Here is an 18,206-nt window from a genome sequence, read left to right as displayed (position 1 = left end):
GAGGGCGCCGGAACCGCGGCCGCCTCTCGACGCTTGACGGTCCCGGGCGCGCATCAGGGGGCTGTCGATGCGCGCTCGACGTCCCTAGGATGGCGCGCGAGGGGAGCACGATGGGTCGCGAGGAGCCGATATCGCCACCAGCAGGCGGCGAACCTGGGCCGAGCCAGACCGAGGCGCGTCTGGCCGCGGTGCTGGAGAGCGTCAGCGACGGCTTCTACGCCCTGGATCACGAGTGGCGGTACGTCCTCTTCAATCGCGCGGCGGAGCGGTATTTCGGGGTGTCGGCCTCGGACCTGCTGGGCAAGGTCATGTGGGATGTCTTCCCGCAGGGGCGCGGCACGCCGTTCGACCGCGCCTGCGCCGCGGCCATGGCCGGCGGCGAGACCACGGTGTTCGAAACCCCGTCGCGCCTGCGCCCCGACCGCGTGGTGGAGCTGCGCATCGCGCCCATGCAGGGCGGCGGGATCGCCGTCACCCTGACCGACATCACCGACCGCAAGCGCAACGAGGCGGCGCGCGAGCTGCTGATGCGCGAGGTCGATCATCGGGCGCGCAACATGCTGGCGGTGGTGCAGTCGATCCTGCACCTGACGCGCGCCGGCGACCTCGCGGGCTACAAGCAGATCGTCATGGGCCGGATCAACGCCCTGGCCCGCGCCCAGGGATCGCTGGCCAGCCGCCGCTGGGAAGGCGCCCTGGTGGCCGACATCCTGGCCGAGGAGCTCGCCACCGTCGGTAAGGCCGAAGCCTGGCGCCTGGAGGGCGACGCGGTCCTGTTGCCGCCGGAGCGGGTGCAGCCCTTCAGCATGGTCGTCCACGAACTGGCCACCAACGCCAGCAAGTACGGTGCGTTCAGCACCGAGACCGGCGAGGTCGAGGTGACCTGGAGCCTGACCGACGCCGATGGCCTGCGCCTGAGCTGGCGCGAGACCGGCGGACCCGTGGTTCAACCGCCCAGCCGGCGCGGCTTCGGCTCAAAGCTGATCGCCGATCTCGCCAAGCAGCTCGGGGGACGCGCCGATTTCGACTGGACGCCTGACGGGCTGCGGTTCGAGCTGCTGGTCCGACTCTAGTTGACCCAAGAAAAACCCCGGACGCCGCGAGGCGTCCGGGGCTCGTCGATCTGGATGGCTTCGCTGGCTAGGCCAGGATCGCCGCGGTACGGCGGCGGCGCAGCATGGCGCCGCTGAGGCCGAAGCCCACGATCATCATGGCCCAGGTGGTGGGTTCGGGAACCCCGGTCACCAGGTTGTCCCAGCGGATGCTGTAGTCGGCGCCCTGCTGGGTGTTGTGGCCCTGCAGGATCACATTGGCGATGTCGGTGGTGCCCCCGGCGGCGACGGACAGCGACTTGTCGCCGACCTGATACAGCCAGTTGGAGCCTTGCAACGAGATGCTGAGCGTCGCCCAGGTCCCATAGGCGAAGCCGGTGGGGACGCCGAAGTTGACGTAGTTCGCGCCGTCCCAGCCCTGGAACCCGTCCACGCCGTGGAACGAGATGATCGGATAGGAACTGACCGCGTCGCCGGCGTCGAAGCCCGTGCCCCAGAAGCCCGCCACGCGACGGTTTTCATTGGCCCAATCGCTGTTGATGTACAGGTCGATGCTCATGGCCGTGGTGCCGGTCGCGAGGTCGAGCTTGCGGCCCTGGGTGTTGTAGAACGCGCCGCTGAACGAGCCCGGACGATTGTCGCCGCTGTCAGCCGAGCTGATGTCGACTTCCAGGACCTGGCGCCCGTCAAACGCGACGCCGCCGTCGAAGGCGGCCGGTGCGTAGCGGTCGGTGTACCAGGTGTTCGGCGCCTGGGTCGCACCGGTGGCCACCGGACCGTCGAAATTGTCCGAAGCCTGGGCTTGGCCGGCCAGGAACGCCGCCCCGGCGAGTGCTGCAATGAATGAAAGAACGCGAGTGGTCACTGGATTGCCCCTTGTGTGTGTCGCTGATGCTGAAACGTCCGCTCGCCCGCCCCCGAGATCCATCGTGCGAACGTCGCCATCGCCGCGCCGAGTCCGGACACGTGACAGTTGCGGTCACTTCTCGTTAACCATGTTGCGGGGTCAACCCGACTCGCACGCTGGCCGAGTGAATTTTTTGAGTCAGCCCTTCAAGACGACAGGCAGCCCCGCCACCACCATCACCACGCGCTCGGCGGCCGCGGCCACGGCCTGATGCATCCATCCCGCCTCGTCGCGGAACCGGCGGGCGAGCGCGTTGTCGGGCACGATGCCCTGGCCGACCTCGTTGGAGATCACGAACAGCTCTGCGGGACTGGCCCCCATGGCGTCCGCTAGGGCGGCGACCGCTGGGCCCGGCTCGACGCCGTCCAGCATCACATTGGTCAGCCAGAGGGTCAGGCAGTCGACCACGGCCACGTCGCCGGCGGCCAGGTCTCCCACCGCCCCGACCAGGTCGCGCGGCGCCTCCACCGTCACCCAATCGGCGCCGCGCTCGGCCCGATGGCGGGCGATCCGGTCGGCCATTTCGGCGTCCAAGGCCTCCGCCGTGGCGACCATCACGCGCCGCTGAGCGGGCTGATTTCCGGCTTGCGTAAGGGCATACGAGGTCTTGCCCGATCGGGCGCCGCCCAGGACGAAAGTCAGGCTCATGACGATTGACGCTCCGCGCGGCAGAGCCTATCCCGGCCCCGCGACAGGTTCCCCGCGAGGGGATTAATAGGGAACTCAGGTGTGAAACCTGGGCTGCCCCCGCAACTGTAAGCGGCGAGCCCGCGCGTCATTAGCCACTGGACGATGGTCTGAAAAGGCCGGTGTCTGGGAAGGCGACGCGCACCGGCTGTGACCCGTGAGCCAGGAGACCTGCCTGACGCGGTCGTCCTTCGTACGGTCGGTGGGACCGCGCGAACGGGGAGTTTTCCCGAGAGACGGCGTCCGTTGGCCCGCGTGCAAGCGCGGGCTCGTCGTCACGTGTCAGGGGGAATCCCGAATGAAGGCCCTATTGCTCTCCACCACCGCGCTCCTGTGCGGTCTGTCCACCCAAGCCCTGGCCCAGGTCTCGACGCCCATCGCCGTCGCCAGCGTGGGCGAACTGGTGATCACCGCCAACCGCTCGCCGCAGGCGGCCGACCGCGTCGGCCAGAGCCTGACCCTGCTGACCGGCCAGGACATCCAATCCAGTCAGGTCGTCGACGTCTCCACCTTGCTGGCCCAGACGCCGGGAGTCAGCTTCTCCCGCAACGGCGGGGTCGGCGGCTCGACCTCGGTCCGCATCCGCGGCGCCGAGACCGACCAGACGATGGTCGTGATCGACGGCGTGAAGCTCAACGACCCTTCCACGGCCGGCGGAGGCTACAACTTCGCCAACCTGCTCTCGGGCGACATCGACCGCATCGAGATCCTGCGCGGCGCGCAATCGACCCTTTGGGGCAGCCAGGCCATCGGCGGGGTGGTCAACATCGTGTCCGCCCAGGCCGCCGAACCCTTAGAAGGCTCGGTCATGCTGGAGGGCGGTTCGATGAACGCCACCTACGCCCGCGCCGCCCTGGGCGGAAAGACCCAACGCGTCTCCTGGCGCCTGGCCGCCGGGCGCTACGAGACAGACGGCATCTCGGCCTATCGTCTCGGCAAGGAGAAGGACGGCTATAAGCACACCGGCCTCAGTGGCCGCGCCGAGATCCGCGCCACCGACGCGATCTCGCTCGACCTGCGCGCCGTCTATTCCAAGGGCGAGAACAGTTTCGACGGCTTCCCCGCGCCCGCCTTCAGCTTCAACGACACGCGCGAATATGGCGCTACAGAGGACTTCGTCGGCTACGCGGCGGTCAACTTCGACCTCGGCGCCGTGAAGAACCGAGTCGCCTACGCCTACACCCGCACCGACCGCCGGAACTTCAACCCGGACCAGGCTGTCACCCCGGTGACCTTCGACGCCCGGGGCGTGAACAAGCGCTGGGAGTACCAGGGCGTCTGGGCGATCAATGAGGCCTGGACCGCCACCTTCGGCGGGGAGACCGAGGACGCCGAGATGACCTCGGCCTCGCCCAGCGCCTTCGCCCCCAATCCGACGCCCATCCGCGGCAAGGCCGGGATCGACGGGGTCTACGCCCAGGTGCAGGGCGAAGTCGTCGACGGCCTGACCCTGACCGCCGGCCTGCGCCGCGACAGCCACGACACCTTCGGCGTCAAGACCCTGGGCCAGGTCGCCGCGGCCTGGTCGTTGAACGAGGGCGCCACCGTCCTGCGCGCCAGTTTCGGCCAGGGCTTCAAGGCCCCGACCCTCTATCAGCTCTACAGCGAGTACGGGAACCTGGCGCTTGACGCCGAGGAGGCCGACGGCTGGGACGCCGGGATCGAACAGCACCTGGCCGAACGGTTCATGCTGCGCGCCACCTGGTTCCAGCGCGAGACGCAGAACCAGATCGACTTCCTGTCCTGCACGGGGACCAGCACCAATCCGCTGTGTGTCCTGAATGGGGTGCGGCGCTTCGGCGCCTACTCCAACACCGCGCGCACCAAGGCTCACGGGATCGAGCTGGAGGGCTCGGCCGACCTGGGTCCGCTGCGGCTTTCGGCGAACTACACCTGGACGGACACCGAGAACACGTCGCCCGGCAACGTGAACCGCGGCAAACAACTGGCCCGACGGCCCGACCATCAGGCCAATGTCCAGGCGACCTACACCTGGGCCAACGACGCCTCGCTCAGCGCCGCGATCGGCTATGTCGGCGACAGCTTCGACAGCGCCGCCAACACCTATGTCCTGCAAAGCCACACCCTGCTGGATCTGCGGGCGGCCTACCCCGTGAACGAGACCTTCGAGGTCTATGGCCGTGTCGAGAACGCCTTCGACGACGAGTACGAGACCACGCGCAACTACGGCGCCGTCGGGCGAGGAGCCTATGTCGGTGTCCGCGCCCGGTTCTGATCCCGGCCTGGAGGTCTTCCTCCGCCACGGCGGCCGGTTGGCCGCGGCGACGCTCGCGTTTCCGAACGCGCCGGGGCCGTGGCTGGATCTGTCGACGGGGATCAACCCGCGCCCCTGGAAGGGGGCGCGGGCCACCCCGGTCGAGCTTGCCCGTCTGCCCGATCCCGAAGCGGTCGCGGCCCTGGAGGCCGCCGCGGCGCGGGCCTTCGGGGTCTCCCCCGACCGGGTCGCCGCCGTGCCGGGCGCTGAGGCCGGATTGCGCGCCCTTCCGCGTCTGCTGGGGGCGCGGTCGGTCGCCGTGGTCTCGCCCACCTATGGGGGTCACGCCGAGGCCTGGCGCCTGGCCGGGGCGCGGGTCGAGACGATATGCGCCGACCAGATCGCCGCCACGGCCGCCGAGGCGGTGGTGGTGGTCAATCCGAACAATCCCGACGGCGCCCGGCGCGACGACATCGCCGCCGGGGATCGCTGGATGATCGTCGACGAATCCTTCGTCGAGACCGCGCCCGAGCTCAGCGTCGCGACGCGGGCCGGGGGTCGCCTGATCGTCCTGCGGTCGTTCGGCAAGTTCTACGGCCTGGCCGGCGTGCGCCTCGGCTTCATCGTCGCCGAGCCGGGCCTGGCGGCCCGCGTCTCGGCCCAGTTCGGCGACTGGCCTGTCTCGGCCGAGGCCATCGCCGCCGGAACCTCCGCCTACGCCGACGCCGCCTGGCGTGAACGCACGTTTCGGCGTCTGTTCCGCGACTCCGCGCGCCTGGACCGCATGCTGACGGCCGCAGGCTTCGAGGTTCTGGGCGGGACGTCGCTCTTCCGCCTGACGGCCTCGCCCGACGCCCAGTCCAGGTTCGCCCGCCTGGCCGAACAAGGCGTCTTGACCCGCCCCTTTCCCGAACAGCCGACCTGGCTCAGGTTCGGTCTGCCCAAGACCTGGCCGCGGCTCGCCGCGGCGCTGGAGGCCCTATGACCGCCGAAGACGACAAGAACGCCGCCCACCGCGAAGCCATGAAAGCGCTGAAGGCGGAGCGCGAGGCCCTGATGGCCACCAAGACCGATGAGGCGCCGGGCCTGCTACTGGTTCACACCGGCGACGGCAAGGGCAAGTCGACGGCGGCCTTCGGCATGGTCGCCCGCGCCTTGGGCTGGGGCCAGAAGGTGGGCATCGTTCAATACATCAAGGGCAAGTGGATCACCGGCGAGCGCCAGTTCTTCAAGCGCTTCCCCGAGGATGTCCGCTACGAGGTGATGGGCCAGGGCTTCACCTGGGACACCCAGGACCGCGCCCAGGACATCGCCGCGGCGGAAGCGGCCTGGACCATGTCCCTGGAGATGCTGGCCGACCCCGCCCTCGATCTCGTCCTGTTCGATGAGCTGAACATCGCCCTGCGCTACGACTATCTCGACATCGACCAGGTGGTCACCGACCTGCAGGCCCGACCGCGCGACAAGCACGTGGTCATCACCGGCCGCAACGCCAAGCCGCAGCTCCTGGCCATCGCCGACCTCGTCACCGAGATGACCCTGGTCAAGCATCCCTTCGACCAGGGGATCAAGGCCCAGCGTGGGATCGACTTTTGAGCTGGATGCTGACCAGAAGGTCGGCGCTCGCCGCCGGGGCGGCCGTCTCGCTTGGCGGGGCCGGCAGGGCGGCGCCGCGCCGGATCGTCTCGCTAAATCCGTGCCTGGACGTCATCCTGGTCCATGTGGCCGACCGCTCCCAGATCGCGGCCCTCAGCCACTATTCGCACGAGCCCGCCAGCTCCAGCCTCGGCGCCTTGGGTGCGACCTTTCCCTTCACCTATGAGACCGCTGAGGAGGTCCTGGCCCTACGGCCCGACCTGGTGCTCAGCGCCCGCCATTCCTCGCCGGCCACCCGCGAGGCGCTGCGGCGGCTCGGCGTTCGGGCCGAACTGTTCGATGTGCCCGAGACCGTGGCCGCCAGTCTGAAACAGGTCCGCCAGGTCGCCCGCGCCATCCACCGCCCCGCACGGGGCGAGGCGCTGGTCGCCCATATCGAGGCCGCCTTGGCCGCCGCCGCGCCACCGCCGGGCACGCCGAGATTGAGCGCCCTGATCTACCAGGCCGGCGGCTTCGCCTCGGCCCAAGGCACCTTGATGGACGAGATGATGCGCCGGGCGGGTTTCGAGAACGCCGCCTCCCGCTACGGTCTCAAGCGCACCGGCAACGTGCCGCTGGAACACCTGGTGGCCGATCCGCCCGACGTGCTGCTGGCCGGCGAGGTCAAGTCCGGGGCGCCCACCTGGGCCGACCGGGTCCTGACCCATCCGGCGCTGTCGCGCGTGGCCCACCGGATGCACCGGGCGAGCTTCCCTCAGCAGCTCACCTTCTGTGGCGGACCCGTGCTGATCCAGACCGCGGCCATGCTGGCCAAGGCCCGGGTCGCCGCCCTCGAGGCGCGGGCGAGGGGAGGGCGGGCATGAGCCGTCGCACAGCCACCCGGATCGCCCTGCTGGCGCTGAGCGTCCTGCTCGCCTTCGTCAGCATGGCCGCGGGCCGGGTCTGGGTTCCGTTCAGCGACTGGACCGACCCCAGCGACCCCCATTGGGCGATCGTCTTCGAACTGCGCCTGCCGCGCACCATCCTGGCCATAGCGGTCGGAGCGGCGCTCGGCATGTCGGGCGCGGCCATGCAGGGCTACACCCGCAACCCCCTGGCCGATCCCGGCGCTCTCGGCGTGTCGTCCATGGCGGCGTTGGGCGCGGTGCTCACCCTCTATCTCGGGGCCGGCGCCTCGCAGCCCTGGGTGATCGCCACGGCGGCCATGATCGGCGCCTTCATCGCGGTCTTCCTGCTGCTGGCGCTGTCGGGACAGGCCTCCAGCATCGTCACCTTCATCCTGGCCGGCGTGATCCTGCAGACCGTGGCCGGAGCCGGCGTCGCCCTTGCGCTCAGCCTCGCCCCCAACCCCTGGGCGGTGAACGAGATCGTCAACTGGCTGATGGGGTCGTTGGCCGACCGCAGCGTGGGCGAGGTCCAGATGGCCCTGCCGCTGATCGTCGTCGGTTGCGGCCTGCTGCTGCTGATCGGCCGGGGCCTCGACGCGCTGACCCTGGGCGAGACGGGCGCCCGTTCGCTCGGGATCAACATGACCGCCACCCGCTGGCTGCTGGCCGTGGGCGTGGCCCTGACCGCCGGGGCCAGCGTCGCCGTCACTGGGGTCATCGGCTTCGTCGGCCTGATCGTTCCTCATCTGCTGCGGCCCCTGGTCGGCGCGCGGCCGGGCGGGTTGCTGCTGCCCAGCGCCATCGGCGGGGCGGTCCTGGTGCTCGCCGCCGACGTCGCCGTGCGCCTGACGCCGGCCGCGGGGGAAGTGAAGCTGGGCGTCGCCATGGCTGTGCTGGGCGGCCCCTTCTTCTTCGCCCTACTGCTCTCCTTGCGAAAGAGGATCGCATGAGCACGCTCGGCGCCCACGACGTCAGCGTTCGCCTGGGCGACAGGCTGGCGGTCGACAAGGTCACCGCGACCTTCGAGGCCGGCACGGTCACCGCCATCCTCGGCCCCAACGGCGCGGGCAAGTCGACTCTGTTGGCCTGTCTCGCCGGACTGCGAAAGCCTCTGTCCGGCCACGTCCGCCTGGATGATGTCGATGTGCTGTCGATGCCGCCGCGCGCCCGCGCCCGCCGTATCGGCTTCATCCCCCAGACGCCGGAGATCGCCTGGGCGGTGGAGGCCCGCATCCTGGTGGGGCTGGGCCGCACCCCCTTCATCGGCTCCCGCGGCCTGTCCCTGGAGGACGCCGCCGCCATCGACCGCGCAATGGCCGCCGCCGGCCTCGAGGCATTGGCCGAGCGCGACGTCACCACCCTCTCGGGCGGCGAGCGGGGCCGGGTGCTGATCGCCCGCGCCCTGGCCGGCGACCCCGAATGGCTGCTGGCCGACGAGCCCCTGACGGGCCTCGACCCCGGCCATCAGCTCGATGCGGGCGCCCTGTTCCGCGCCATGGCCCACGAACAGGGCCGGGGCGTGGTCCTGACCCTGCACGACCTGTCGCTGGCCGCCCGCATCGCCGACCGGATCGTGGTGATGGCGGGGGGCGAGATCCTGGCCGATGGCCCGCCCGACGCGGCCTTGTCGCCCGACGTCCTCTCGGCGGCCTACGATATCGAGGCGCGCTATGTGACCGGCGCCTCGGGACCGCTCATCGAGATCGTCGGTCGTGGCCGCTGATCCCTGGCTGGTGCTGGGCGCGGCCGCTGTTGAGGCGGTGGTGGGCTATCCAGCTCGGCTGCATGCCGTCGTCCCCCATCCCGTCGCCTGGATCGGCTGGGCGTTGCGACAGCTGGACCAGACGCTGAACCGGGGAAGCGGCGTAGCCCGGCGGCTGGCGGGCGTCGCGACCTTGCTGGTCGTCGCGGGCGCGGCGGGGGTCGCCGGATGCGCTTTGGACCGCTGGCTGGCCGGATGGGGCCTGATCGTCGCGGCCTTGATCGGGTCCCTGGGCCTCGCCGCGCGGAGCCTGCACGATCATGTGGCGACGGTCCGCCGGGCGCTTGACGCCGACGACCTCGACGCCGCCCGCACAGCCGTCGGCATGATCGTCGGCCGTGACACCGCCGCGCTCGACCGCGAAGGGATCGCCACGGCCGCCCTGGAGAGCCTGGCCGAGAGCTTCAACGACGGCGTGATCGCGCCCTTGTTCTGGTTCCTGGCGGGCGGCCTGACGGGGTTGTTCGTCTACAAGACGGTCAACACCGCCGACAGCGTCATCGGCCATCTGGAAGCGCCCTATCGCCACTTCGGCTGGGCGGCGGCGCGGACCGACGACCTGCTGAACCTGATCCCGGCGCGGATCGCCGGCGCCCTGTTCGCCCTGGTCGCCGGTCGCGGCTGGGCGACCATGCTGCGCGACGCCCCCAAGCATGCCTCGCCCAACGCCGGCTGGCCCGAGGCGGCCATGGCCGGGGCGTTGGCCGTGAAGCTGGGCGGTCCGGCGACCTATGACGGCGTCCTCCACCAGCGCCCATCCTTCGGAGACGGACCGTCGCCGACTCCCCTGGACCTGAGGCGGGGGCTTGGGCTCTATCTGCGCGCCTGCGGCCTCGCCGCCGCGCTGCTCGCCCTTGGAGGCTTCCCATGGCTGCGCTGATGATCCAGGGCTGCGGCTCCGACGTCGGCAAGTCGGTGCTGGTCGCGGGGCTGTGCCGCCTCTTCGCCAATCGCGGCCTCACGGTCAGGCCGTTCAAGCCGCAGAACATGTCCAACAACGCCGCGGTCACGGTGGACGGCGGCGAGATCGGCCGCGCCCAGGCGCTGCAGGCCATCGCCTGCCGCACGCCCGCCACCGTCCACATGAACCCCGTGCTGCTGAAGCCCCAGAGCGATGTCGGCGCCCAGCTTATCGTGCGCGGCCAGATGGCGGGGACGTGGCAGGCGCGAGCCTACCAGGATCGCAAGGCCGGCCTGCTGGACATGGTGGTCGACAGCTTCCGCATCCTGCAAGCCGAGAGTGACCTGGTGATCGTCGAGGGCGCCGGCAGCCCGGCCGAAACCAACCTCCGGGCCGGCGACATCGCCAACATGGGCTTCGCCCGCGCCGCCGGTGTCCCGGTCGTCCTGGTGGGCGATATCGACCGGGGCCACGTGATCGCCGCCCTGGTGGGCGCCCACGCCGTGCTGGACCCGCAGGACCGCGACATGATCGCGGGCTTCGTGATCAACAAGTTCCGCGGCGATCCCAGCCTGTTCGACGAGGGTCGAACCGAGATCGTGCGCCGCACCAGCTGGGCCGACTGCGGCATGGCCCCGTGGCTCGCCGCCGCCCGGCGCCTGCCGGCCGAGGACGCCGTGGTGCTGGACCGCCTGACGCCTGGCGAGCGACGTCGGGTGAAGATCGTCGTTCCCATGCTGTCGCGCATCGCCAACTTCGACGAGTTCGACCCCCTGCGCACGGAGCCGGAGGTGGACTTCGCCTTTGTCCCGCCCGGAACCCCACTGCCGGGCGACGCCGACCTGGTGATCCTGCCAGGCACGAAGGCGACCCTCGCCGACCTGGCCTTCCTGCGCGCCCAGGGCTGGGACATCGACCTCGCCGCCCATGTCCGGCGCGGCGGCCGGGTGCTGGGCGTGTGCGGCGGATTCCAGATGCTGGGGCGCGCCATCGCAGATCCGCTGGGGGTCGAGGGGCCGCCCGGTCAGGCGCCGGGTCTGGGTCTGTTGGACGTCGCGACCACATTGACCGCCGACAAGGTGCTGACGCTGACCACCGGGCGCCTCATCGGCGGCAGCCGGTTCGAGGGCTATGAGATCCACGTCGGCCGCACCGAGGGGCCGGACCTCGCCCGTCCCCTGGTGATCCGCGATGACGGGACGGCGGACGGCGCGATCTCCGCCGACGGCCGTGTGATGGGCGCCTATGTCCACGGCCTGTTTGGCCTGGGCGCGGCGCGAACCGCCCTGCTGGCGACCTTGGGCGCGGTCTCCGACGGGATCGACGAGAACGCCCGTGTCGACGCCGCCCTGGACGAGATCGCCTTGGCCCTGGAGCAGGCGTTCGATATCGAGCGGCTTGCCGCCATCGCCGGCCTGGAGAGACGACCCTGACCCCCTTGCCCGACATCGTCCCTCTCGATCGGAGCCAGGAGCCCGCGCTGCGCGCCCTGATCGACGGCAAGGCCAAGCCGCTGGGCGCCCTGGGCCGGATCGAGGAGCTGGCGGTGCAACTGGCGCTGGTCGGAGGGACGGCGAGCCCCAACGCCACGCGCGCCGTGTTGCTGGTCTTCGCGGGCGACCACGGCCTGACCGAGTCCGGTGTCTCGGCCTATCCCTCGGCGGTCACGCTGGCCATGGTCGCGACCCTGCTGTCGGGCAAGGCCAGCGCCAACGCCTTCGCCCGCGTGGCCGGCGCGGTACTGCGGGTGGTCGACGCCGGCGTGGCCGCCGACCTCGCCCCGCATCCCGCCCTCATCCTCGCCAAGGTCCGCAAGGGCTCGCGCAACGCCGCCCTGGGCCCCGCGCTGTCGGCCGAGGAGGTCGACTCCGCCCTGGCGCGCGGCGCGGCCATCGCTCGGGAGGCGGCCGTCGAGGGGTTCGACATCCTTCTGCTGGGCGAGATGGGGATCGGCAACTCGGCCTCCGCCGCCCTCCTGGTCCACCGCCTGGCCCCCGCGCCGATCGCCCAGTGCGTCGGACCGGGCGCCGGGCACGACGCCGCGGGCCTGGCGCGCAAGCTCGCCGTCCTGGAACAGGCCGCCGCGCGCACCGACGCCACCGACCCGCGCGAGGTCCTGGCTCAGTTCGCCGGCCTGGAGATCGTCATGATGGCCGGCGCGATCCTGGGCGCGGCGGCGGCGCGGCGTCCGGTGCTGGTCGACGGCTTCATCTGCGGCGCCGCGGCCCTGGCCGCCATCCGCCTGGCGCCCGCCGCCGCCGACTATTGCATCTGGGCCCACCGCTCCGCCGAGCCAGGCCATGCGGCCGTGCTCGCGGCGGCGAACGCTCAGCCCCTGCTCGACCTCGGCCTGCGATTGGGGGAGGGCGCCGGCGCCCTGCTGGCCCTGCCGCTGGTCCGCGCCGCCGCGGCCCTGCTGAGCGATGTCGCCAGCCTCGACGACGTCCTGGCCGGGCGGCTCTGACATGCCGCGCCAGCTCCTGCTCTTCCTCTGCGCCGTCCAATTCCTGACCCGGCTGCCGGTCCCGACGCTGAAGGGGTTCGAGGCGGACTGGATTTCGCGCGCCGCACGGTATTTTCCGCTGGTGGGCCTCTTCATCGGCGCCGCCTGCGCCGTGGTGTTCTGGGCGGCCTCGCAGGTCTGGAGCGGCTGGCTTCCCGCCCTGCTGGCCATCGCGGCGGGGGTGTTGATCACCGGCGCCTTCCACGAGGACGGCCTGGCCGACACCGCCGACGGCCTGGGCGGCGGAGCCGACCGCGCCAAGCGCCTGGCGATCATGAAGGACAGCCGGATCGGGACGTACGGCGCCCTGGCCCTGGGCCTCGGCCTGGCCCTCAAGGCCGCGGCGCTCGCGCTCATGCCGCCGGTCCTGGGCGCCTGGGCCCTGATCGCTGCCCACGGCGCGGGTCGCGGCGCGGCGGTCCTGGTCATGCGCCTGCTGCCCTATGTCGGCGCCCCGCGTGCGTCCAAGTGGAAGCCCGCCCCCGTTGGCCTGTCGCTGGGCGAGGTGTTGACCGCGGTGGTGTTCGCCGGCCTGCCCCTGGCGATTTCGCCCGACGGCGTCGTGTTCCACGGCCTGGCGCTAGGCGCCCTGCTGGTCCTGCCCCTGGCGCTTGCGGCGCGTCGGCTGGTCGGCGGGTACACGGGAGACGTGCTGGGCGCGATCGAGCAGGTCTTCGAGATCGGTTTCCTGGTGGGCGTCTCGGCGGCCCTGGCGCTGATCGCGCGGTCGGATGGCGGCGGCTGAAATTCTCGTCAGAGGCGAGTTGTTCAACCTTCACCAGATAAAAATTCGGCGATCAGAGCCAATTCCTGCGACAACTGTCATCTCGGCGACCGACCAGCCGCCGCGAACGGGTATTACTGAGTCTGCTTTCAAACGCTGGGGGGCGTTGACCGCGATGAGCGACGAGCAGGCCGATACACAGGGGGCGTCCGAAATGCGCCACCGTATGGCCAACACCTTCCAGTTGATGTCGGCCCTGGCGCGCATGCGTGGCCAACGGGCCATGGAACCGGAGGCGCGCCGCCAACTGATCTGGATGGCCGACGCCATCGGCTCTCTCGGCGCCCTGGAGCGTCATCGCATCGACGGGACGGTCGACTTCACCGCCTATCTCGCCGACATGACCCCGGTCTGGCAGCGGCGGCAGGGCGCGCGGCCCGCGGAGATTCGCCTCTCCTGCGAACCGCTGCGAGCCACCGACCAGGCCGCCTCGACGCTTGCCCTCATCGCTCAGGAACTGGTCGGCAACGCGCTCGCCCATGGCTATCCCGATGGTCGCGCGGGCGTCATCCAGATCGGCCTGCGCCGCCTGGAGGGTGACCGTTGCGAGCTTACCGTGGTGGATGACGGCTGCGGTTTCGACCCGGCCTCGCCGGCCGGCCGTGACCGTTTCGGGCTATGGTTTGTCCGCAGCCTCGCCGCCCAGGTCCGTGGCGAATTCACCCTCGATTGCCGCTCCGGCGTCGCCGCTCGCCTGGTGTTTTCACTCTAACCCCGAGCCTGATCGACCTTCGGTTGCGGCAGCAGGCGCTCATAGTTGCGGCGGACGACGTCGTAGCACTCGCATGAGACGGCCTCGAGGCCTTCGCGACTGATGATGTCCACCACGCCCCGGCGATATCGGATGTAACCCTTCTCCAGCAAGGCGCGAGCGACGGCGGTCACCGTCGTGCGCTGCACGCCCAGCATGTCGGCCAGGAACTCCTGAGTCAGCGCCACCGTGTCACTGGCGATGCGGTCGTGGCAGGTCAGCAGCCAGCGGCAGAACCGCGCCTCGACCGAGTGCAGCGCGTTACAGGCCACCGACTGCACGGCGTGGCCGAACAGGGCCTCCGTGTGCATGTCGATCAGCTCGCGGATCTTGGCGCTCTTCTCCCAGGCCTCGTGAAGTTGGCTGGCTCCGATCCTCGCCGCGCGCGTAGGGGTCTGGACGATGGCGCGCGACAGCGACTGCCGGGGCGACACCGCGCCCATCAGGCCCAGGGCCCCTTCGCGACCGATCGTGGCGCTTTCAATCGCCGCACCGTTCTCCATCAGGGTCATCAAGGAGATGACCCCGTCATGCGGGAAATAGATCGTGTCGATCCGGTCGCCCGGCTCATAGAGCAGACGGCCTCGTTCCAGGTCCACGTGGGTAAGGTGGGGCGCCACCAGCCTGTAGTCTTCGGGGGGGAGGGCCGAGAGCAGACGATTTTGCACCGAGATCAGGGGCCTTTGCAGCGGGGAATCGGAACGCAGCCATGCGGCTCACGTTGCAAGTTATCGATGACATCGCGGAAAGACTGTCGAGAACTCGACACAAGTGCGAAGCAGATTTCGTCTAAACAAGGTCGAGCGCGCAAGTGCAGCGAAGAGCTCGCCGTTGAAAACGCCTCGCGTATATGTCGACAAGTCGACGCAAGTATATCTGCGACGCTGAATTCGGATGCGCCAGACTTCGATGCTCTTCTTGCTCTAGCGATCTCTCGACTTTCAGCGCGACGATGCGTCGCATAATCGGCTCGATGTTTCGAGGCGAGGCCCCCGCGCTCAGTGGAATTGCAGGTTGGCTCGGCCCGACAGGTGCGGCGTGTGATGCGTGGCGTTGGCCACGGCGATCTCCCAGGCGAACCGCACCGGCCCGCCCTGCGATATCCAGACGTCGGCGTCCTCGCAGGCCATCCGCAGCAGGGTGAGCTTGGGGTCGGCCTTGCCCTGCGGATACCAGGCGGCGACCACGGCGTTCCAGTACTTGTCGATGCGACCCTGGTCGTGCTGCAGGGTGAGCTGGCCGCAGATGCAGGCCTGAACGTCACGCTGCTGGAACACGAACATCGCCTTGTGCCCGGCGCCGACGTGCTGGGCCAGGTCGCTGTCGGACCGCGTGAAGAACCAGATCTCCTCGCCCTCGCGTTCGACGAAGGCGGTCATCGGCTGGGTGTGGTGGGCCAGGCGTCCGACGACGCCCAGCATGCCGATCTGATGGCGTTCGATTTCATCCCACAGCCGCCGCTCAACGGCGACCCGGTCGCTCATGTCGATACTCATGTCAGCTCCTGGGTTGAGGTTCGCTATGACCTCAACCCAGGAGCCGCCAAGGCGTTCCGAGCTATGCCTAGTTGCGCGCGGTGATGAAGGCCGAGGAGACCCAGCCGCGGTTGCCGTTCTCGTCGTCCACTTCCCACCAGATGCCGTTCTTCTGGCCGGTGGGATAGACCAGCTCGCCCGGGGCGAAGGTGCGAACCGCCGCGGCCTGCGGCGAGGCGGCCTTGCGCAGCACCACCGCCGACTTGGCGGTATAGGCTTGGCTGCCGGCGTTGGCCGAGGCCTGGGCGCCGGTGGCCACCTGGCCCTGCTGCATGTGGCGGATCAGGTCGATGAAGGCGTTGAAATAGGCCGCCGTGATCACCTTGCCGATGTCGGTGTTGGCGTAGCCGCCGCCCGCCGCCGCGCCGAAGCCGGTGGTGCCGAAGCCGCCGCCGCCGCCGCCGAAGCTGATGTCGGTCTTCTTGGCCACGCCCTCGGCCACATAGACCTGCTCGGTGGTCCGCGCGTCGACCAGGGTGATAAGCGCCTGGGCCTCTGCCTTCTTGGTGCGCAGGCCGCCGGCCAGGGCGCCGAAGCCGCCGGGCAGGAGCGAGCCCGCGATGGCGCCGATCGCCGCGCCGCCGGTGTTCGAGTCGGAATTTGCGATGTCGGGAATGATGAAGTAGTCGGCCGAGGCAACCTGGCCCTTGCCGATGTTCGAGCCGCGGCGCAGATCGCCGGAGCCGCCCAGCGCGGCCTCCTGGTTGCGCATGGCCAGCCCGCCGCCGCGATCGACGATGCGCAGGCAGTTGGAGTGCGCCGCGAACAGCTTCAGCAGGGCTTCGGGATTGGAAAGGCCAAGTTCGGTCCACCAGCGGTTCTCGGGCTCCTGAACCGCCGCCGTGCCCAGCGGACGGTCGCACCGCGGCAGCTCGGGGGTCGCTGCGTTCTTCGGGCCTTTCTTGTCCATGCCGAACTGCGCGCTCGCGGGGGTCGAAATTGCGAGCGTGGCGACAAGGCTCATGGCCAGTGTTGTCGTAAAGGTCTTGCGCATCTTGCCCCTCTTGGATTCTTGCGTTGGCGCGAGATTAGTCCGCCAGGTAACGCCGATCAATCGTACTGCTTCTCTGGAGCCGCGTATTGTCGCGACCCGTTCAGGTATATCGCGGCCTCACGATCCGACCCCGGACGACAGGCTCGCGCCAAGCCACCCCTCGAAGGCCCGCATCGTCGTCGTCGGCTCCTTCGACTTCAGCCAGCTTAACCAGTAGTGGCCGAAACCTGACGCCAGGATGAACGGCGCGACCAGTCGGCCCGAGGCCAGATCGCGCTCGAACATCGAGGCCGGCGCCAGCGCCACGCCGAGGCCCTGGGCGGCGGCTTCCGCCATCACGAACGAGGAGTCGAAGACCGGTCCTCGGATCGGCGGGCAGGGCAGGCCGGCGGCGGCGAACCAGGCGGGCCAGTCGTCGGCGCGATAGGACCGCAGCAAGGTCTCGGCGGCCAGCGACGCGGGACCTTCCAACCGCTCGGCGGTGGCGGGGTCGCACAGCGGCGTCAGCGGGGCCGGCGCCAGCCGCACGGCCTCCGTCCCATGCCAGGCGCCGTCGCCGAACCGAATGGCGCAATCCAGGCCCTCGCCGGCCAGGTCGACGCGATTGTTGTTGGTGGCGATCCGCAGGTCGATGAACGGATGGGCCTCGTGGAACGCGGCCAGCCTCGGCAGCAACCAGCCCACCGCGAACGTGCCCACCACGCCGACGGTCAGCACCTCGCGCACCCGGCCCGCCTCGAACCGGGCCATGACCTCGCCGACCCGGTCGAAGGAGTCGCGCAACACCGGCAGCAGGAAAACGCCCTCGTCGGTCAACGCCAGGCCGCGCGGCAGGCGACGGAACAGCGCCACTCCGAGCCGTTCCTCCAGCCCCTTCACCTGGTGGCTCACCGCGGCCTGGGTGACGGACAGCTCCAGCCCGGCCCGCGTGAAGCTCAGATGTCGCGCGGACGCCTCGAAGGCGCGCAAGGCGTTCAGTGGCAGGTGGCCGCGGGACATGGGTATCGACTCCCAAATTTTTCTAGGGTCAGCGCCGATCTATCATCGTTTGTGGACGGCCGCGCCAGCTCTCAATCTGTCGACGCCAACAGCAAGAGGATAGAACATGAGACGTCGAGACTTCACCCTGGCGCTGGCTGGCGCGGCCGCCGCCTTGCCGGCCTTGGCGCACGCCCAGGCCAGGTTCATCAAGGAATTCGAAGCGCTGGAAGCGCGCAGCACCGGGCGGCTGGGCGTGGCGGTGATCGATATCGCGACCGGGGCGCGCCTGGCTTGGCGGGGGGATGAACGCTTCCCCATGTGCAGCACCTTCAAGGCCCTGGCGGCCGCCCAAGTCCTGACGCGGGTCGATCGAGGCAAAGACCAGCTAGGGCGCCGTGTCGTCTTTTCCGCGTCGGACCTGGTCGAGCACTCCCCCGCCACCAAGGACCACGTCGGGGCGCCGGGCATGACCCTGGCCGCGCTCTGCGAGGGGACGGTGACGCTCAGCGACAACACCGCCGCCAATCTGCTGCTGAAGGATCTCGGCGGGCCCAAGGGCTTCACCGCCTGGTGTCGGTCCATCGGCGATCAGGTCACCCGTCTCGACCGCTGGGAGACCGCGATGAGCGAGTCGGCGCCGGGTGACCCGCG

Annotated in this window: 19 protein-coding genes and 1 riboswitch; of the genes, 13 read left to right on the top strand and 6 right to left on the bottom strand. The window is 70.1% G+C overall.

What is annotated here, in order from left to right; all coding sequences use genetic code 11:
• Positions 1-110 precede the first annotated feature (110 nt).
• Complete coding sequence (locus RMO04_RS18120) at positions 111-1,073, top strand: PAS domain-containing protein (protein ID WP_309646167.1); 963 nt, start codon at positions 111-113, stop codon at positions 1,071-1,073.
• Between the two features lie 67 nt (positions 1,074-1,140).
• Here RMO04_RS18120 and RMO04_RS18115 read toward each other — a convergent pair whose 3' ends face one another.
• Together RMO04_RS18115 and cobU are read right to left on the bottom strand one after the other, a co-directional pair.
• Positions 1,141-1,917, bottom strand: a complete 777-nt coding sequence (locus RMO04_RS18115; protein WP_309646166.1) for a PEPxxWA-CTERM sorting domain-containing protein — start codon at positions 1,915-1,917, stop codon at positions 1,141-1,143.
• Between the two features lie 180 nt (positions 1,918-2,097).
• Positions 2,098-2,607 (bottom strand): bifunctional adenosylcobinamide kinase/adenosylcobinamide-phosphate guanylyltransferase, encoded by a 510-nt coding sequence (gene cobU / locus RMO04_RS18110; protein ID WP_309646165.1) that lies wholly within the window; start codon positions 2,605-2,607, stop codon positions 2,098-2,100.
• 28 nt (positions 2,608-2,635) lie between these two features.
• Positions 2,636-2,840, top strand: a riboswitch (cobalamin riboswitch).
• Between the two features lie 104 nt (positions 2,841-2,944).
• Here cobU and RMO04_RS18105 point away from each other — a divergent pair.
• Genes RMO04_RS18105 through RMO04_RS18055 form a run of 11 tightly spaced genes read left to right on the top strand, consistent with a single transcriptional unit; the run spans position 2,945 to position 14,006 of the window.
• The gene (locus tag RMO04_RS18105) at positions 2,945-4,882 is read left to right on the top strand and encodes a TonB-dependent receptor domain-containing protein (RefSeq protein WP_309646164.1); all 1,938 of its coding nucleotides are present in this window, start codon (positions 2,945-2,947) and stop codon (positions 4,880-4,882) included.
• Positions 4,863-5,846, top strand: coding sequence for an aminotransferase class I/II-fold pyridoxal phosphate-dependent enzyme (locus RMO04_RS18100; RefSeq protein WP_309646163.1), 984 nt, complete (start codon positions 4,863-4,865; stop codon positions 5,844-5,846). Before RMO04_RS18105 ends, RMO04_RS18100 begins: the two co-directional genes overlap by 20 nt.
• Entirely contained in the window at positions 5,843-6,457 is a 615-nt protein-coding gene (gene cobO / locus RMO04_RS18095; protein WP_309646162.1) for a cob(I)yrinic acid a,c-diamide adenosyltransferase, read from the top strand. The genes RMO04_RS18100 and cobO overlap by 4 nt, the downstream gene beginning before the upstream one ends.
• A gap of 5 nt (positions 6,458-6,462) precedes the next feature.
• Positions 6,463-7,320 carry an ABC transporter substrate-binding protein gene (locus tag RMO04_RS18090; protein ID WP_309646161.1) on the top strand — a complete coding sequence of 286 codons (858 nt, stop codon included), beginning with the start codon at positions 6,463-6,465 and terminating at the stop codon, positions 7,318-7,320.
• The gene (locus RMO04_RS18085; protein WP_309646160.1) at positions 7,317-8,294 is read left to right on the top strand and encodes an iron ABC transporter permease; all 978 of its coding nucleotides are present in this window, start codon (positions 7,317-7,319) and stop codon (positions 8,292-8,294) included. The genes RMO04_RS18090 and RMO04_RS18085 overlap by 4 nt, the downstream gene beginning before the upstream one ends.
• Positions 8,291-9,067, top strand: a complete 777-nt coding sequence (locus RMO04_RS18080; RefSeq protein WP_309646159.1) for an ABC transporter ATP-binding protein — start codon at positions 8,291-8,293, stop codon at positions 9,065-9,067. The genes RMO04_RS18085 and RMO04_RS18080 overlap by 4 nt, the downstream gene beginning before the upstream one ends.
• Positions 9,057-9,986, top strand: a complete 930-nt coding sequence (cbiB, locus tag RMO04_RS18075) for an adenosylcobinamide-phosphate synthase CbiB (RefSeq protein WP_309646158.1) — start codon at positions 9,057-9,059, stop codon at positions 9,984-9,986. Before RMO04_RS18080 ends, cbiB begins: the two co-directional genes overlap by 11 nt.
• The gene (locus RMO04_RS18070; RefSeq protein ID WP_309646157.1) at positions 9,974-11,440 is read left to right on the top strand and encodes a cobyric acid synthase; all 1,467 of its coding nucleotides are present in this window, start codon (positions 9,974-9,976) and stop codon (positions 11,438-11,440) included. Before cbiB ends, RMO04_RS18070 begins: the two co-directional genes overlap by 13 nt.
• 5 nt (positions 11,441-11,445) lie before the next feature.
• Positions 11,446-12,471, top strand: a complete 1,026-nt coding sequence (gene cobT / locus RMO04_RS18065) for a nicotinate-nucleotide--dimethylbenzimidazole phosphoribosyltransferase (protein ID WP_309646156.1) — start codon at positions 11,446-11,448, stop codon at positions 12,469-12,471.
• A 1-nt stretch (position 12,472) separates the two neighbouring features.
• On the top strand, positions 12,473-13,255 hold the full coding sequence (gene cobS, locus RMO04_RS18060; protein WP_309646155.1) for an adenosylcobinamide-GDP ribazoletransferase: 783 nt from the start codon (positions 12,473-12,475) through the stop codon (positions 13,253-13,255).
• Positions 13,242-14,006: a sensor histidine kinase gene (locus tag RMO04_RS18055; protein ID WP_309646154.1), complete on the top strand. Its 765-nt coding sequence runs from the start codon at positions 13,242-13,244 to the stop codon at positions 14,004-14,006. Before cobS ends, RMO04_RS18055 begins: the two co-directional genes overlap by 14 nt.
• Here RMO04_RS18055 and RMO04_RS18050 read toward each other — a convergent pair.
• From RMO04_RS18050 to RMO04_RS18035, 4 genes are all read right to left on the bottom strand, one after another.
• Positions 14,003-14,665: a Crp/Fnr family transcriptional regulator gene (locus tag RMO04_RS18050; protein ID WP_309646153.1), complete on the bottom strand. Its 663-nt coding sequence runs from the start codon at positions 14,663-14,665 to the stop codon at positions 14,003-14,005. The genes RMO04_RS18055 and RMO04_RS18050 overlap by 4 nt on opposite strands.
• A gap of 378 nt (positions 14,666-15,043) precedes the next feature.
• Positions 15,044-15,541: a pyridoxamine 5'-phosphate oxidase family protein gene (locus tag RMO04_RS18045; protein WP_309646152.1), complete on the bottom strand. Its 498-nt coding sequence runs from the start codon at positions 15,539-15,541 to the stop codon at positions 15,044-15,046.
• Positions 15,542-15,608: 67 nt separating this feature from the next.
• Entirely contained in the window at positions 15,609-16,574 is a 966-nt protein-coding gene (locus RMO04_RS18040) for a CsgG/HfaB family protein (RefSeq protein ID WP_309646151.1), read from the bottom strand.
• A gap of 117 nt (positions 16,575-16,691) precedes the next feature.
• Positions 16,692-17,573 carry a LysR family transcriptional regulator gene (locus RMO04_RS18035; RefSeq protein WP_309646150.1) on the bottom strand — a complete coding sequence of 294 codons (882 nt, stop codon included), beginning with the start codon at positions 17,571-17,573 and terminating at the stop codon, positions 16,692-16,694.
• Positions 17,574-17,679: 106 nt separating this feature from the next.
• Here RMO04_RS18035 and RMO04_RS18030 point away from each other — a divergent pair.
• Positions 17,680-18,206 (top strand): serine hydrolase (locus RMO04_RS18030; RefSeq protein ID WP_309646149.1); only part of this gene is annotated, 527 nt, incomplete at its 3' end.

This window comes from Phenylobacterium sp., from assembly GCF_031412415.1.
GTDB lineage: Bacteria > Pseudomonadota > Alphaproteobacteria > Caulobacterales > Caulobacteraceae > Phenylobacterium.
The sequence above is the reverse complement of the archived record's forward strand: the minus strand, read 5'-3'. Positions and strand labels throughout refer to the sequence as shown.